9 protein-coding genes are annotated in these 15,252 nt (G+C 55.7%); 6 read left to right on the forward strand and 3 right to left on the reverse strand.

Features of this window, described 5'->3' with window-relative positions; translation table 11 throughout:
* The first annotated feature begins 2 nt into the window (after positions 1-2).
* The 3 genes from acnD to VGE55_RS09915 all read left to right on the forward strand — a co-directional run bounded on the left by acnD (position 3) and on the right by VGE55_RS09915 (position 6,821).
* The gene (acnD, locus tag VGE55_RS09905; protein ID WP_331131518.1) at positions 3-2,621 is read left to right on the forward strand and encodes a Fe/S-dependent 2-methylisocitrate dehydratase AcnD; all 2,619 of its coding nucleotides are present in this window, start codon (positions 3-5) and stop codon (positions 2,619-2,621) included.
* Positions 2,618-3,817: a 2-methylaconitate cis-trans isomerase PrpF gene (prpF, locus tag VGE55_RS09910; RefSeq protein WP_331131519.1), complete on the forward strand. Its 1,200-nt coding sequence runs from the start codon at positions 2,618-2,620 to the stop codon at positions 3,815-3,817. Before acnD ends, prpF begins: the two co-directional genes overlap by 4 nt.
* Positions 3,818-4,055: 238 nt before the next feature.
* Complete coding sequence (locus tag VGE55_RS09915; RefSeq protein WP_331131520.1) at positions 4,056-6,821, forward strand: phosphoenolpyruvate carboxylase; 2,766 nt, start codon at positions 4,056-4,058, stop codon at positions 6,819-6,821.
* A gap of 29 nt (positions 6,822-6,850) precedes the next feature.
* On the opposite strand, the gene VGE55_RS09920 is transcribed toward VGE55_RS09915, so the two are convergent.
* Positions 6,851-8,353, reverse strand: coding sequence for an amidase (locus VGE55_RS09920; protein WP_331131521.1), 1,503 nt, complete (start codon positions 8,351-8,353; stop codon positions 6,851-6,853).
* A 126-nt stretch (positions 8,354-8,479) separates the two neighbouring features.
* Here VGE55_RS09920 and VGE55_RS09925 point away from each other — a divergent pair, with 126 nt between their 5' ends.
* Entirely contained in the window at positions 8,480-8,968 is a 489-nt protein-coding gene (locus VGE55_RS09925) for a hypothetical protein (protein ID WP_331131522.1), read from the forward strand.
* 74 nt (positions 8,969-9,042) lie between these two features.
* Here VGE55_RS09925 and acnB read toward each other — a convergent pair whose 3' ends face one another.
* Both acnB and VGE55_RS09935 read right to left on the reverse strand, forming a co-directional pair.
* Positions 9,043-11,634 (reverse strand): bifunctional aconitate hydratase 2/2-methylisocitrate dehydratase, encoded by a 2,592-nt coding sequence (gene acnB / locus VGE55_RS09930; protein ID WP_331131523.1) that lies wholly within the window; start codon positions 11,632-11,634, stop codon positions 9,043-9,045.
* Between the two features lie 213 nt (positions 11,635-11,847).
* Positions 11,848-12,864 carry a helix-turn-helix domain-containing protein gene (locus tag VGE55_RS09935; RefSeq protein WP_331131524.1) on the reverse strand — a complete coding sequence of 339 codons (1,017 nt, stop codon included), beginning with the start codon at positions 12,862-12,864 and terminating at the stop codon, positions 11,848-11,850.
* Between the two features lie 111 nt (positions 12,865-12,975).
* Between VGE55_RS09935 and VGE55_RS09940 the strand changes: the two genes are divergently transcribed.
* Together VGE55_RS09940 and VGE55_RS09945 are read left to right on the forward strand one after the other, a co-directional pair.
* Positions 12,976-13,986 carry an alpha/beta hydrolase gene (locus VGE55_RS09940; RefSeq protein ID WP_331131525.1) on the forward strand — a complete coding sequence of 337 codons (1,011 nt, stop codon included), beginning with the start codon at positions 12,976-12,978 and terminating at the stop codon, positions 13,984-13,986.
* Positions 13,987-14,268: 282 nt separating this feature from the next.
* Positions 14,269-15,219 (forward strand): sterol desaturase family protein, encoded by a 951-nt coding sequence (locus tag VGE55_RS09945; RefSeq protein WP_331131526.1) that lies wholly within the window; start codon positions 14,269-14,271, stop codon positions 15,217-15,219.
* Positions 15,220-15,252: the final 33 nt, after the last annotated feature.

The following is a 15,252-nucleotide window of genomic DNA, read 5'->3' on the forward strand; positions in this document are numbered from 1 at the left end:
CCATGAACACCCAATTCAGAAAAAAACTGCCCGGCACGCAACTGGACTTTTATGACACCCGCGAGGCGGTTGAAGCGATTCAACCCGGTGCTTACGACGGTCTGCCTTACACCAGTAAAATTTTGGCGGAACAGCTGGTGCGCCGCTGCGAGCCTTCAGCACTGACTGACAGCCTGAAACAACTGATTTACCGCAAGCGCGATTTGGACTTTCCTTGGTACCCAGCCCGCGTGGTATGTCACGACATTCTCGGCCAAACCGCCCTGGTGGACTTGGCTGGCTTGCGCGATGCGATTGCCAAGGAAGGCGGTGACCCATCGAAGATCAACCCCGTGGTGCCCACGCAGTTGATTGTGGACCACTCACTGGCCGTGGAGTGTGGTGGCTTTGACCCCGACGCATTCCGCAAAAACCGCGAGATTGAAGAGCGCCGCAACGAAGACCGTTTCCACTTCATCAACTGGACCCGCACCGCATTTGAAAACGTGGATGTGATTCCAGCGGGCAACGGTATCATGCACCAGATCAACCTGGAAAAAATGTCACCCGTGGTGCAAGTGCGTGAGGGTGTCGCATTCCCCGACACCTGTGTGGGCACCGATAGCCACACACCGCATGTGGACGCGCTGGGCGTGATCTCCGTCGGTGTGGGTGGTTTGGAAGCCGAAACCGTGATGCTGGGCCGTGCATCGATGATGCGCCTGCCCGACATTGTGGGTGTTGAGCTTTTGGGCAAGCGCCAGCCCGGTATTACCGCGACTGACATTGTGTTGGAACTGACTGCCTTTTTGCGCAAAGAACGCGTGGTGGGTGCCTACGTGGAGTTTTATGGCGAAGGCGCACGCAGCCTGACCATTGGCGACCGCGCCACCATTTCCAACATGACACCGGAATACGGCGCCACGGCTGCGATGTTCTATATCGACGAGCAAACCATTGACTACCTGAAGCTGACCGGCCGCGAGCCCGAGCAAGTGGCATTGGTGGAGCTGTTTGCCAAGCACACTGGCCTGTGGGCCGATGGCATGGCCAAGGCCGAATACGAGCGCGTGCTGAAGTTTGACTTGAGCAAGGTCACCCGCAGCATGGCGGGCCCTTCCAACCCGCATGCGCACATGCCCACCACCGAGTTGGCCAAGCGCGGTATTGCAGTCAACCTGGACAAAGCGAAAGCCGAAGAACAGCAAGGCCTGATGCCCGATGGCGCGGTGATTATTGCGGCCATTACCAGCTGCACCAACACCAGCAACCCACGCAACGTGGTGGCTGCTGGCTTGCTGGCCAAGAAAGCCAATGAACTGGGCCTGGTGCGTAAGCAGTGGGTAAAAAGCTCGTTTGCACCGGGTTCGAAAGTGGCTGAGTTGTACCTGAAAGAAGCGGGACTGCTGACCGAACTGGAAAAGCTGGGCTTCGGCATTGTGGCCTTTGCCTGCACCACCTGCAACGGCATGAGCGGCGCGCTCGACCCCAAGATTCAGCAGGAAATCATTGACCGCGATTTGTACGCCACCGCCGTGCTAAGTGGCAACCGCAACTTCGATGGCCGCATTCACCCCTACGCCAAGCAGGCCTTCCTGGCCAGCCCGCCGCTGGTGGTGGCTTACGCCATTGCAGGCACCGTTCGCTTTGACATTGAGCAAGACGTGTTTGGCGTGGTCAACGGCAAAGAGATTCGCCTGAAAGACCTGTGGCCAAGCGACGAGGAAATCGACGCGATTGTGAACAAGCATGTGAAGCCTGAGCAGTTCCGCCAGATCTACATCCCGATGTTCGACTTGGGTGCGGTGGAGAAGGCCCCCAGCCCGCTGTACGACTGGCGCCCACAGTCCACCTACATTCGTCGTCCACCCTACTGGGACACCGAAGGCCAGGGTGCTTTGGCAGCCCGCCCGCGCACACTGAAAAACATGCGTCCGCTGGCGGTGCTGGGTGACAACATCACCACCGACCACCTCAGCCCATCGAACGCAATTTTGATGAACAGCGCGGCCGGTGAATACCTGCACAAAATGGGCTTGCCTGAAGAAGACTTCAACAGCTACGCCACCCACCGCGGCGACCACCTGACCGCACAGCGCGCCACATTTGCCAACCCCACCCTGCTGAACGAGATGGTTCGCGATGCAGACGGCAAGGTGAAAAAAGGCTCGCTGGCGCGCATTGAACCCGACGGCAAAGTGACCCGCATGTGGGAGGCCATTGAGACCTACATGGACCGTGCACAACCGCTGATCATCATCGCCGGTGCGGACTACGGGCAGGGTTCTTCCCGCGACTGGGCCGCCAAAGGCGTACGCCTGGCGGGTGTGGAGGCGATTATTGCCGAAGGCTTTGAGCGCATTCACCGCACCAACCTGATCGGCATGGGCACCCTGCCCCTGGAATTCAAGGCGGGTGAAACACGCCACACCTACGGCATTGAAGGCAGTGAGGTGTTTGAAGTGGTGGGCGAGCGTACGCCGCGTGGCACATTGACGGTCATCATGACCCGCAAAAACGGCGAGCGCGTGGAGTTCCCCGTGACCTGCCGTTTGGACACGGCCGAGGAAGTGTCCATTTACGAGGCTGGCGGCGTGTTGCAGCGTTTTGCCCAAGACTTTCTGGAAGGGGCTGAAGCATGAGCAACAAACCAAGCCAGCAACTGAAAGTGCCCGCCACCTACATGCGGGGCGGCACCAGCAAAGGCGTGTTTTTTCGCTTGCAAGACCTGCCGGAGGCCTGCCAAAAGCCGGGTGCTGCGCGCGACAAACTGCTGTTGCGCGTGATTGGCAGCCCTGACCCCTACGGCAAGCAGATTGACGGCATGGGTGGGGCCACCTCATCCACCAGCAAAACCGTGATTTTGAGCAAAAGCAGCAAACCCGATCACGATGTGGACTATCTGTTTGGCCAGGTCAGCATCGACAAAGCCTTTGTGGACTGGAGCGGCAATTGCGGCAACCTGTCTTCAGCGGTGGGGTCTTTCGCGGTCGCCAGCGGGCTGGTGGACGCAGCGCGTGTGCCGCAAAATGGCACCTGCACAGTGCGCATTTGGCAAGCCAACATTGGCAAAACCATCATTGCGCATGTGCCCATCACCGATGGTTTGGTGCAGGAAACCGGCGACTTCGAGCTGGATGGGGTCACCTTCCCCGCCGCTGAAGTTCAACTGGAATTTCTGGACCCGGCCGACGAAGGTGAAGGCGACGGTGGCGGCAGCATGTTCCCCACCGGCAACCTGATTGACGACCTTGAAGTGCCCGGCGTGGGAACACTCAAGGCCACGCTGATCAATGCCGGCATTCCCACCATTTTTGTGAACGCCGAGGCCATTGGTTACACCGGCACAGAATTGCAGGACGACATCAACAGCGACCCAGATGCCTTGAAGAAATTCGAGACCATTCGCGCTCACGGTGCGGTCAAAATGGGTTTGATCAAGCATGTGGATGAAGCCGCCACACGCCAACACACACCCAAAGTGGCGTTTGTGGCGCCACCCAAAACCTACACCAGTTCCAGCGGCAAAGTGGTTGAAGCCAGCGGCATCGACTTGCTGGTGCGCGCCATGAGCATGGGCAAACTGCACCACGCCATGATGGGAACCGCTGCAGTGGCCATTGGCACGGCAGCGGCTGTGCCTGGAACGCTGGTGAACCTGGCAGCGGGCGGCACCGAACGTGAAGCCGTGCGCTTTGGTCACCCCAGTGGCACCTTGCGTGTGGGTGCACAGGCGGTGCAGGAAAATGGCCAATGGGTGGTGAAGAAGGCCATCATGAGCCGCAGTGCACGGGTGCTGATGGAAGGTTGGGTGCGGGTACCAGCCGACACCTTTTAAAACATACATCAGAACCGAACAAAGGCAGAACCAACTGAAAACGGCGTACACACAGTACGCCGTTTTTTTATATAGAAGCTCACTCCGTGAGATCAACACGCACAGTGTATTTCGCCAATCTAAATGAATGACACTCGAAGGAGGAAGAATAAGTACGCTCACCCCTCTACCGAGTGAAGCACCATCCGTTCTCCTATGCTGAGGCCCCCTCAACAACAACAGACAAGGGAGGCACAGAATGCCCGGATCCACCATCAATTCTTCCAGTTCATCCAATGTGTTGGGTTACATGCCCACAGAACAACTGTCGACCGCCGACAGCCGATCGAGATCGACCAGCCCTTCAATACACCACAGCACTTCATGGAGTCGACAGTGTTTGCAACACTTCCAAAAGATGGCTTTGGCAGAGGCAAAAGACGCCAGAAACAATCTCAGCCCAAATGAGAGCGAGCTTCTTGAAAGACTGCTGGATTACCTGAGCAAATCGCCCGGAGAAGTCCCTGAAGATTTCGTGACACACCTGCAGCAAGCACTGGAGCGAAATCCCAAGGTGATGGGGCTTTTCCTCAAAACACTGAACAGCCAATTGCTGGTGATGCTGGTGGCAGAGCAACAAACCAAAGCCTTGAACATGAACGGTCAAAAACGTTTGGAATTGGGTCTGTCCAGTTACGCCAAGAGCCAGTCCACAACAAACTCGACGGGTAGCCTGGAGCAATTGATGGTGCGTCCCGTCATCACGGGACACCCTACGTCCCTCAACAAACCCGAGGCACTTCAATCGGCACTCAAACGTGTTGGCTCCATGGATGCGTCCCCTTCAAATATTGAAGAACTTTGTAAGGCCGTGTGGGCTGGCCAAGGGCACCGAGAAACCAAGCCCACTGTTCAGCAAGAAGCCAAGCACTTTCAGCCCATGGTGAAAGAATTGCTCAGCAGCAGTCACAGGATTCAAAAGTTTTTGTATCGATCTGCGGAAGAACAAGGCCTGAGTGCACCCCGCAAAAATTTGTTTGAACTGGGCAATTGGGTTGCAGGCGACCGAGATGGCAATCCAACCATACGCGCTGAAGATTTGGTGAAAGTGGTCAGCCAATACAGCGAAGTGGCCTTCGAGTTCTATCTCAACAAACTGGAAGGCAAGGTGCTAGAAAACGGCGACATCAAACCCAGCAGCTTGAGCACCTTGTTGAAAGCGGCAGGACAGGGTGAATACTTGGACAAACTTGTTCAACAGTTGCGAAACACCAACCACCGATTAAACCATCCGGAAAGCTTCAACCCGGAGAGCCCATCGTTTAACAATGCGCAGGAATTTGAAGAGGCACTTCAACACATCAACTTGAGTGCACTGGACCTGGAAGACCAAAGTCGCGCGGAGTCCAAGCTGCTGAGGCTGTCACAGGATATAAAAACCATGGGGTTTTTCGGCACTACCACCGACATACGGCAAAACAGTTCGATGAATGAAAAAACGGTTGCCGAAATATTGAAGCAGCGTGGTGTTCACGACGACTACATCAGCCTGCCGGAGGAAGCGCGTTGCGATGTGTTGCTCAATACGTTGAACAATACAAATGCCACGAATGGCCCACTGAAGACCAACGCCGGAGGTCCGGAATTTCAATCGGAAATGGCGTTGATTCAGGCCTACAAAAATATTCAACAGGATTATGGTCAGGGTGCGCTCAAGAATTGCATTACAGCGAACTCTGAAAGCGCAAGCGATATGTTGGAAGTCATGTTGTTACTGAAGGAAGCGGGGTTGATCGGCCAACAGGGTATGCACATGAATGTGATGCCCCTGATTGAAACGGTGGACGATCTTAAAAATGCACAACCCATGCTGGCCCAAGTCCTGAATATTCCCTGGTATGTGCAAAAGCTGCCACAAGCAGACCCAAACAACCCAGCAAGTCCGCAGGTTCAGCATGTCATGGTGGGCTATTCAGACAGCAATCGGCTGGACGGCCCATTGGCTTCCAGCTGGGCTGTTCACAAGGCTGTGGCCTCGCTCACAGACTTGGCGAAGGAACACGGACTGCTGTTGCAAGTGTTTCATGGTCGTGGAGGTACAGAGGCTCGCGGCTCGGGACACTCTTACGAACAGGACATTGACTATCTGAACGGTGACAGTTTAGCCATGGGTTTGCGACAAACCGAGCAGGGTGAAGAAGTCCCTTTGAAATTTGGTAACCGGGTGCTGTCAGAGGCGAACCTGATGGACATGCTGGGCAGCACCTTGAATGCGGCCAGCAAGGGCCGCGACATCGGCGTTCAACAATACCAGCCCATCATGGACAGTTTGGCCAGCACGGCAAATGCCCATTACAAGACACTGTATGGGCACCCGCAACTGGTTGAATTCTTCAAATCCACCACACCCATTCAATACATGGGACTGTCCAATGCAGGTAGCCGCCCTGCGTCCAGAAAGGTGCCTGGGAATGATCAGGAATATTTGGCACAAATGCGGGCCATTCCATGGACAGCGGCCTGGTATCAGAGCGGCAGCATGATGCCTGCCTATTTTGGCACCGGGACTGCACTGGCTCAACATGTGAGCCTGAACGCCTGGGATGGAACGATGAACAAAGGCAAACTTCAGGAACTCCAGACCATGTACAAAAAATGGCCTTTTTTCAGAAACTTTGTGGATCGAACCGATATGGCCTTGCACAAAAGCGACATTGGTATGGCTCGACAGTACGCTAACCTGAACCCATCCACACTGCCTGTTTTTGAACGCATTGAAAGCGAGCACCAGTTGACCCGCAACATGATTGACCACATCAAAGGCAATAGCACAACACCCCAGGAACTGCAGGTCAAACAGGCGGTGGATGAACGATTCCCGCTGCGCCGAATGGCCCAACACGCACAGGTGGAGCTCCTCCGGGCATTCAATAAACCCCGGGGGGTTGATGCCACCGATTCGCTGAAACCCTTGCTGGTGATGAGCATGCAAGCCAACGCCAATGGTGTTGGCCGGTTCGGCTAAAGCGCAGTCACCGACGAAGGGCGCCCCATTCAAACCTGGGCAGCATGGATGGGCGCTCGACGGTCAAACCACGGTTTGGCCTGCTCCAATTGAGCGGCGAGGTTGAACAACACGTCTTCCTCGCCCCAACGCCCGGTGAACATCATGCCGACCGGAATATTTTGCGCATTCCAGTGCAATGGCACGCTCATGGACGGCTGCCCGGTCACGTTGGCCGGAATGGTTTGTGAACAGTAGTTGTATATGCGACGACCTGCTTTCAGCACGAAGTCTTTTTGCTTGGCAATAAAGCCAATCGGCAAATAGGCCAGCGCCTTTAACTCAATCAGCTCCTGAGCTGTGGGCCGCAAACCGCCCACATGAATGGGCAAATCCCCCAGTGTGCTGGTCAGCAAGGCATCGTAGGGCTCAAAAAATGTCATCCACTGGCGACTGAACTGATCCAAAGTCCACATCGCTTTGGCCACATCGCCCGCCGAGAAGCTTTTGCCCAGCTTGGCCAATGCCCAGGTTCGTGCCTCAAAATCGGCGGCCTTGGCGGTCTTGCCCATCAAGCGCTCACCCTCGGCCACGGTGGCCGCCATTTCCGCGCAAATCAATACACTGTAGGCGTAAATGAATTCTTCACGCTGTATGGGCAACTTCACTTCTTCGCAAACGTGCCCCATGCCCTCCAGTAGCTTGACTGTTTCCAGCACACCCTGTTTGCAATCAGGATGAAGACTCTCCCCCAGCGCCGGGTCGGTTGAATAGGCAATTCGAAGCTTCTTGGGTTTTTTCTCCAACGCGGAGGCATAACTGTCGGCTGGTGGTGCAGTGCGCAGCAACTGCCCCGGGTAATTACCCTGCAAAGCGTCCAGCATGTGGGCCGAGTCCCGCACACTGCGGGAGATGACATGCTCGGCAATAAAGCCGAACCAACCGTCTGCCTGTTCAGGACCTGACGGAACGCGGCCACGGGTTGGCTTTAGGCCAAACAAGCCACAACAGGCGGCTGGAATGCGGATGGACCCCCCGCCATCGCTGGCACTGGCCATGGGGACAATGCCGGCTGCCACCGCCGCTGACGCACCCCCGCTCGACCCACCGGGGCTGCGCAAGGGGTCCCAAGGGTTACGACTTGGGCCCGTCAATTCGGGTTCGGTTGATGGGGTAATTCCAAACTCTGGCGTGTTGGTTTTCCCAAAAATATTCAGGCCGGCCTGCTTGAATCGCCGAACGTATTCAGAGTCTTGGGCGGGTACAAACCCCTTGAAAAACCGGCTGCCGCTGCTCATTTCGACACCGGCATAGCTGGCCACCAAATCTTTCAGCAAAAACGGAACACCCGCGAATGGGCCACTGAAGGCCTCCCCCCCCCGTTTGCGGGATATGTCATACATCGGCCGAATCACTGCGTTAATCCGGGAGTTGACCTTTTCGGTGCGGGCAATGCTCTCTTCGAGTAACTCTAACGGGGTAACCTGCCCCGCTGCGATCAGTTGGGCCAAACCCAATGCGTCGTATTGGTCGAACTCTTTGAAACCCGCCATGGTGCTCTGTCTCCTAGGTGTTTGTGATGCTGCGACGTCCGTGGTTTCGTTGTGTTTTTCTAACCACCTGTCGGTCTAAATATTAACCCAGTCAGGTAATACAAAATTCGGGGGAGTTTGGAGACAATGCGTGAAACTTTCGCTTATATCGAGAACATTGCCTTGATGCATTCCGCCACGTCCACTTGCGTCGTTTTATCCGACTACCCCATCAAGGCCATGGGCTACCTGAAATTTTTGGCCAGCCTGGGAGAATTCAAGGTGACGGTATTGGACGCCATGCCCGATTTCGTATCGGACGACGTTGAGCGTGCCAAACTGGTCGTGGTTGACATGAACTGGAGTACCGAGGAGCAAAGCGCTGCGATTGATCAGGTGCTGAATTGCTTCCCCCATGCGAATGTGCTGTTCATGGAAGAAGACCACAACGACATGCGGGTGTATTTCCAGAATGATCGCGACGTCTGTCTGCTGGGCAAACAGGCCTCGCTGAACTTGACAAAGTCCTTATTGAGCGCTCTGTTGCTGCACGCCAATGAGGAAATGGGTCGACCTGAACGCACGTCTGTTCGTTTGGCACAAGAGTTCGATGAAATTTTGAGCCGTGCCGGTTGAATTCCGCGGGCCGCGCATCACCATAAAAAAGCCCTCCAATCGGAGGGCTTTTTTGTGTAACGAAAGCTGAAGACTTAAGCAGCCAGTTTCGCAGTTGCGGCCACGTCCACAAACTCCTTGATCTGGTCGAAGTTCATGTAGCGGTAAACGTCGTTGGACACAGAGCCCAACATCTTCACCTGCTCCATGTACTCCTCCACCGTTGGGATTTTGCCCAGCAGTGCACACACAGCAGCCAGTTCGGCCGAGCTGAGGTACACACGGGTGTCAATGCCCAAGCGGTTCGGGAAGTTGCGGGTGGAAGTAGACACCGCGGTGGAGCCCTTTCGGATTTGCGCCTGGTTACCCATGCACAATGAACAACCCGGCATTTCCATGCGGGCACCGGTGCGGCCCAAAATGCCGTAGTAGCCTTCCTCGGTCAGAATGTGCTGGTCCATCTTGGTGGGTGGCGCAATCCACAAACGGGTTGGGATGTCGCTCTTGCCTTCCAGCACCTTGCCTGCTGCACGGAAGTGACCGATGTTGGTCATGCAGGAACCGATGAACACTTCGTCGATTTTGTCGCCGGCCACTTCAGACAGGAACTTCACATCATCGGGGTCATTGGGGCAAGCCAGGATGGGTTCCTTGATGTCTTTCAGGTCGATTTCGATGACAGCAGCGTATTCTGCATCGGCATCGCCCTTCAGCAACTCGGGGTTGGCAATCCAGTCTTCCATGGCCTTGATGCGGCGTGTCAGTGTGCGTGCATCTTGATAGCCCTGCGCAATCATCCACTTCATCAGGGTGATGTTGGAGCGCATGTATTCGATGATGGGCTCTTTGTCCAGGTGCACGGTACAACCAGCGGCTGAGCGCTCGGCAGATGCATCGGACAGTTCGAACGCCTGCTCAACCTTGAGTTGAGGCAACCCTTCGATTTCCAGAATGCGGCCGGAGAACACGTTCTTCTTGCCCTTCTTCTCCACGGTCAGCAGACCAGCCTTGATCGCGTACAAGGGAATGGCATTGACCAGGTCACGCAAGGTAACGCCTGGCTGCATTTCGCCCTTGAAACGAACCAGAACTGATTCAGGCATGTCCAGCGGCATGACGCCGGTGGCAGCAGCAAATGCCACCAAACCGGAACCGGCTGGGAAGGAAATACCGATGGGGAAACGGGTGTGCGAGTCGCCACCAGTGCCCACGGTATCGGGCATCAGCAAGCGGTTCAACCAGCTGTGAATCACGCCATCGCCTGGGCGCAGGGCCACACCGCCACGGTTCTCAATGAACTCGGGCAGGTCGTGGTGCATTTTCACGTCCACGGGCTTGGGGTAAGCGGCTGTGTGGCAGAAAGACTGCATCACCAGGTCGGCCGAGAAACCCAGGCAAGCCAGGTCCTTCAGTTCATCGCGGGTCATGGGGCCAGTGGTGTCCTGAGAACCCACGGTGGTCATGTGAGGTTCGCAGTAAGTACCGGGACGAACGCCCTGGCCTTTGGGCAGACCACAGGCCTTGCCGACCATTTTCTGGGCCAGCGAGAAGCCTTTGCCGCTGTCGTTCTTGGCCGAGGGGCGACGGAACACGGGGCTAGGCTCAAGGCCCAGTGCTGCGCGGGCGCGGTCGGTCAACCCACGGCCGATGATCAACGGAATACGGCCACCGGCGCGCACTTCGTCAAACAGCACATCGGTTTTCATCTGGAATTCGGAGATGACTGCACCGTTTTTCAGAACCTTGCCTTCCATGGGGCGCAACTCAATTTCGTCGCCCATTTCCATTTGGCTCACATCCAGCTCGATGGGCAATGCGCCAGCATCTTCCATGGTGTTGAAGAAGATCGGTGCAATTTTTCCGCCGAGGCAATAGCCGCCAAAGCGCTTGTTGGGGATGAAGGGAATGTCGTCGCCGGTGAACCACAACACGCTGTTGGTGGCGGATTTGCGGGAAGAACCGGTACCGACCACGTCGCCCACGTAGGCGATGGGGTTGCCTTTCTTCTGCAGTTCGGCCAGTTGCTTGATGGGGCCCACTTTGCCGGGTTCGTCCGGGTTGATGCCGGGGCGTGGGTTTTTCAACATGGCCAAGGCATGCAACGGAATGTCTGGGCGGCTCCATGCGTCGGGGGCTGGGGACAAATCGTCGGTGTTGGTCTCGCCAGACACCTTGAACACGGTCAACTTGATGGACGCAGGCACTTCGGGGCGGCTGGTGAACCACTCGGCATCGGCCCAGCTCTGCATCACGCGCTTGGCATTGGCATTGCCTTTGTCAGCCAGGTTTTTAACATCGTGGAAATAGTCGAACATCAGCAAGGTTTTGGACAAGGCGGCAGCAGCAGCCTCGCCCACTTCAGCGTCACCCAGTGCGTCGATGAGGGGCTTGATGTTGAAACCACCCAGCATGGTACCCAGCAGCTCAACGGCTTTCAGGCGAGACACCAAACCGCATTTGTCTGCCCCGCTCACAATGGCGGCCAGGAATGCGGCCTTTACTTTGGCGGCATCGTCCACACCGGCAGGAACACGGTTGGTCAGCAGGTCCATCAGGAAGGCTTCTTCGCCCGCGGGCGGATTCTTCAACAAGGCGATCAAACCATTGGTTTGCTCAGCAGACAGTGGCAGTGGAGGAATGCCCAACGCGGCGCGTTCGGCCACGTGTTGGCGATAGGACTCAAGCATGAGAACTCCCTTGATTGGGTGAGGGTCAATAGGAAACTGTGATTTTGAGCCAGTTCAACACCCGATACAAGTGCTGCACAGCAAAAACGGCCTGCTGGATGCGGCATACAACCGGGCAGATTGGCTCACCAAGTCTTATATATGATATAGGACTTTGGGTTGCTTTTACAGGTTTGGGAACCGATTGGACACTCCATTTTTTGCAGTGCGGGGTTACTGGCGGGATTTTTGGTACCTGGCCGGGCTTTGACCCAACGCCCGCTTGAAGGCATGCGTGAATGCACTTTGGTCGTTGTAACCCAGAAAACTCGCCAAGTCAGCCAAGCTCATGTCCCTTTTGTCGAGGCAGTTTTTGGCCATTTGGATGCGCACCTTTTCAAGTTCGCGTCGAAAAGTCAAACCATTCTGTTGCAATTGGCGCTGCAGTGTACGAGTGCTAACGCACAAACGTTTGGCGACTTCTTCCAACACCGGCAGGCCAGCCAGTACGCTGTCCTGAATGGCCCGCTGCAAACCGGGCAACGGCTCCAATCGGTCCGGCACCTTCGCCAACAACTGCTCAGCCTGTTGGTCGAGCAATTGCCGCAGCACAGCATCGGGTGACTTCAACGGCCACTGCAGCACGGCTTCGGGCATGGCCACCTCAGTGTAGGGTTCGTCAAACAATACTGGGCAGCCAAAAAAGGATTCAAAGTAGCCCACATTGCAGGGCTTGGGATTCACGAAGCGAACTCGACTAAGCTGGATATCCCTGTCCACCAAACTCCGGGTGAACGACACCAGCACGCCAATCGCCACGGAATCGACCCAATGGCCTGGTTTGCCACGCTCAGCGCCCCAGCGCAAACACAACAAACCATCGTCAAAATGAACCTGCAAGGCATTGACCGAATAGATCAGGTGTTCGAATTGCTGAAGCCGGGCAAAGGCCTCACCCAAGGTCGCGCAGCATGACGCCATGTAACCCAATAGCCCTGTATTGGCTGTTTTCACGCTGGCCGCCACTTGCAGCGGCATGTCCGGGTCGTGCAGTTGCTGGTCCACCCAGACCAACATGGGTTGCCAATCGGCAATCGGCACGCGGTTGAGGTCGCCCGGTGCGGGTCTCTCAAAGGGCATTTTCCGTGCAAGCTCAGGGTGGTTCTGTTCAAGCCAATCAAACAGCACATTCACATAACTGGCCGAGACATGACCAAGGTCGACGTTCAAGGGCAGTGTATTCAATGTCATGTGGGCGACAAACCAGCGAAAGCTGTCCGAAATTCAATGGGAATGGACCAATCCCGGTGACAAACCGTGGTCTATGCTATCGCGTAATCAAACCACAACACCGGAGACAGCATGAAATCATTCACTCGGGCACAGCAACACCCACACTCTGCCAAGCAGTTGACTGGATTGGGGCTTTGGGCAGGTCGACTGGCCTTGGGCGCTGCCTTGGTCACGGGTGTTGCAGCTTGCAGCCTGCAGCAACCCGAGGGGGAAATTCAGGGCATGGCAGGTTTGGCCATTGCGGCCGAGCGAGCCTGGTGTGGGCTTGAACGCAGGGAAGTGGAGATTGACGGCTTTAAGGTGCCGTACCTGACTGGCGGCCAGGGAGAGCCCTTGGTGTTGATTCATGGTTTTGGCGGTTCAAAGGACAATTTCAACCGATTTGCTCGGGAACTGAAAAATCATTTCACGGTGTATTCAATTGACGTGCCCGGTTTCGGCGGCTCAACCCGAGTTGCCGACGCGGACTACCGCATCAATACCCAGGCAGACCGGGTGCATACCATCTTGCAAAAAATCGGCCTCACCAAAGTGCACATCGGCGGAAATTCCATGGGCGGGTGGATCTCCGGTGCTTACGCGGCGCGCTATCCTGACGAGGTGCGCTCGATTTTGTTTTTGGCACCCGCGGGTTTGCAAGCGTCCAGAAAGTCGGAAGTGCTAAAGACTTACGACACCACCGGAAAAATTGTACTCACCGCAGGCAACCGGGCAGAGTTTGAAAACATCGTCAACACCGTGATGTACAAACGCCCCGCCTTTGCGCCTGGCTTTGTGGTGGATGCCATGGCCGAACGGGCCATTCGGGACCAAGCATTGAACCAACGGATTTACAAAGACTTCAAAGCATTGCCCTCGGACTTGGCGAGCACACTGAAAGCATCCAATTACATAGGGCCCGCCATGATTGTGTGGGGCCAGAATGACCGGGTGTTGCATGTGGATGGTGCGGCTGAATTGGCTGCGGCCTTGCCACAAGCCAAGGTGATGATCATGGACCAGACCGGGCATGTACCCATGATGGAAAAACCCAAGGAAGTCGCGGCGGCTTATTTGGCTTGGGAGGCCGGGCTCAAGTGATGAGCCTCGGGTAGCAGGTGCCTGTTTAATGCCGCTTTCGCAAAGCCTACAGCCCGTGGTTGTTATTGCCCCCCAGCAACGCCGTTAGCCCGTGCCGGTTTTTATTTCGCCCTTTCACAACACCGCCAGCCCGTGCCGGCATTGCTGGGGGCTCGGCCGTACCAAGCAAACAAACACACCGATTGGCGCAAAATCACAAAAAATAGTCCTGATTTCACAAGAAACCTCGACGCGTTTCAAGCAAACTGCCACCATCAAAACAACACCACGGGGAGACCCCACATGGAAGCGTTCATCGAACAGGCTTTGCCCACCATCCATCTTTTTTTTGGTCCAGACCCCGACTGGAAACAGGTATTCCTCAGCATACTGACCCCTCTCTTCCTGTTGGGCACTGCGGTTGAATATGTCTATTTGAAAAAGGTTGGAAAATCTTTCTTTTTTCGAAAACAGGAAGTGATCACCAACATGCTGCTGGGCGGTACTTACCAAGCCATGGAGGTGGTGTGGTACGCGCTCTTCGTCAGCCTTTTTATGGAATGGTTGTACAGCTTTCGCTTGGCCACCATTCAAGTAACCCCACTGAATTTTTTGGGCCTGCTGTTTGGCATTGAGTTTTGCTACTACTGGTTCCATCGGGCCAGCCACCGCATCCGGTGGTTTTGGTGCGCACATGTAGTTCACCACAGCGGCGAGAACATGACCACCACCACCGCCATGCGTCAGAGCCTGTTTTACGCGGTGAACTTGCATCAAATTTTTTGGGCTCCCATGCTCATCATCGGCTTCCCTGTGTGGGCTGTGTTGCTGGCCTATGGCGTGAACCTGGGTTATCAATATTTTGTGCACACACAAGCCGTGGACAAGCTGCCCAAATGGTTCGAATTTGTGTTCAATACACCGTCCCACCACCGGGTGCACCATGGCCGCAACGACGAGTACATCGACAAAAACTACGGTGGTGTGTTGATCATTTGGGACCGTTTGTTTGGTACTTTCGAACCCGAAGTAGCACCGGTTGAATACGGCATTGTTCGCCAGCCCAAAACAAACAACATTTGGACTCTGAACACCCACGAGTGGCGCGACATGTTCAGTGATGCGCTTAAACCAGGCCCACTGTGGCAACGCATCAAACACATCTGGGCACCGCCCGAGTGGGTGCGCCCCGGTTTGGCAGACCAGTCCAACCTGCGAGACAAACCGGTGCAGGCCGCTGCCGCAAAAGCATAAGCAACACCATCTCGTACTACAATGGGTGGAACC

Source organism: Limnobacter sp. (assembly GCF_036405155.1).
In the GTDB taxonomy this organism is placed as follows: domain Bacteria; phylum Pseudomonadota; class Gammaproteobacteria; order Burkholderiales; family Burkholderiaceae_B; genus Limnobacter.

What these genes read in the sequence shown, in the direction of transcription:
- acnD (WP_331131518.1), top strand. Translation starts at nt 3, where the DNA reads ATGAACACCCAATTCAGAAAAAAACTGCCCGGCACGCAACTGGACTTT.
- prpF (WP_331131519.1), top strand. Translation starts at nt 2,618, where the DNA reads ATGAGCAACAAACCAAGCCAGCAACTGAAAGTGCCCGCCACCTACATG.
- VGE55_RS09915 (WP_331131520.1), top strand. Translation starts at nt 4,056, where the DNA reads ATGCCCGGATCCACCATCAATTCTTCCAGTTCATCCAATGTGTTGGGT.
- VGE55_RS09920 (WP_331131521.1), bottom strand. Translation starts at nt 8,353, where the DNA reads ATGGCGGGTTTCAAAGAGTTCGACCAATACGACGCATTGGGTTTGGCC.
- VGE55_RS09925 (WP_331131522.1), top strand. Translation starts at nt 8,480, where the DNA reads ATGCGTGAAACTTTCGCTTATATCGAGAACATTGCCTTGATGCATTCC.
- acnB (WP_331131523.1), bottom strand. Translation starts at nt 11,634, where the DNA reads ATGCTTGAGTCCTATCGCCAACACGTGGCCGAACGCGCCGCGTTGGGC.
- VGE55_RS09935 (WP_331131524.1), bottom strand. Translation starts at nt 12,864, where the DNA reads ATGACATTGAATACACTGCCCTTGAACGTCGACCTTGGTCATGTCTCG.
- VGE55_RS09940 (WP_331131525.1), top strand. Translation starts at nt 12,976, where the DNA reads ATGAAATCATTCACTCGGGCACAGCAACACCCACACTCTGCCAAGCAG.
- VGE55_RS09945 (WP_331131526.1), top strand. Translation starts at nt 14,269, where the DNA reads ATGGAAGCGTTCATCGAACAGGCTTTGCCCACCATCCATCTTTTTTTT.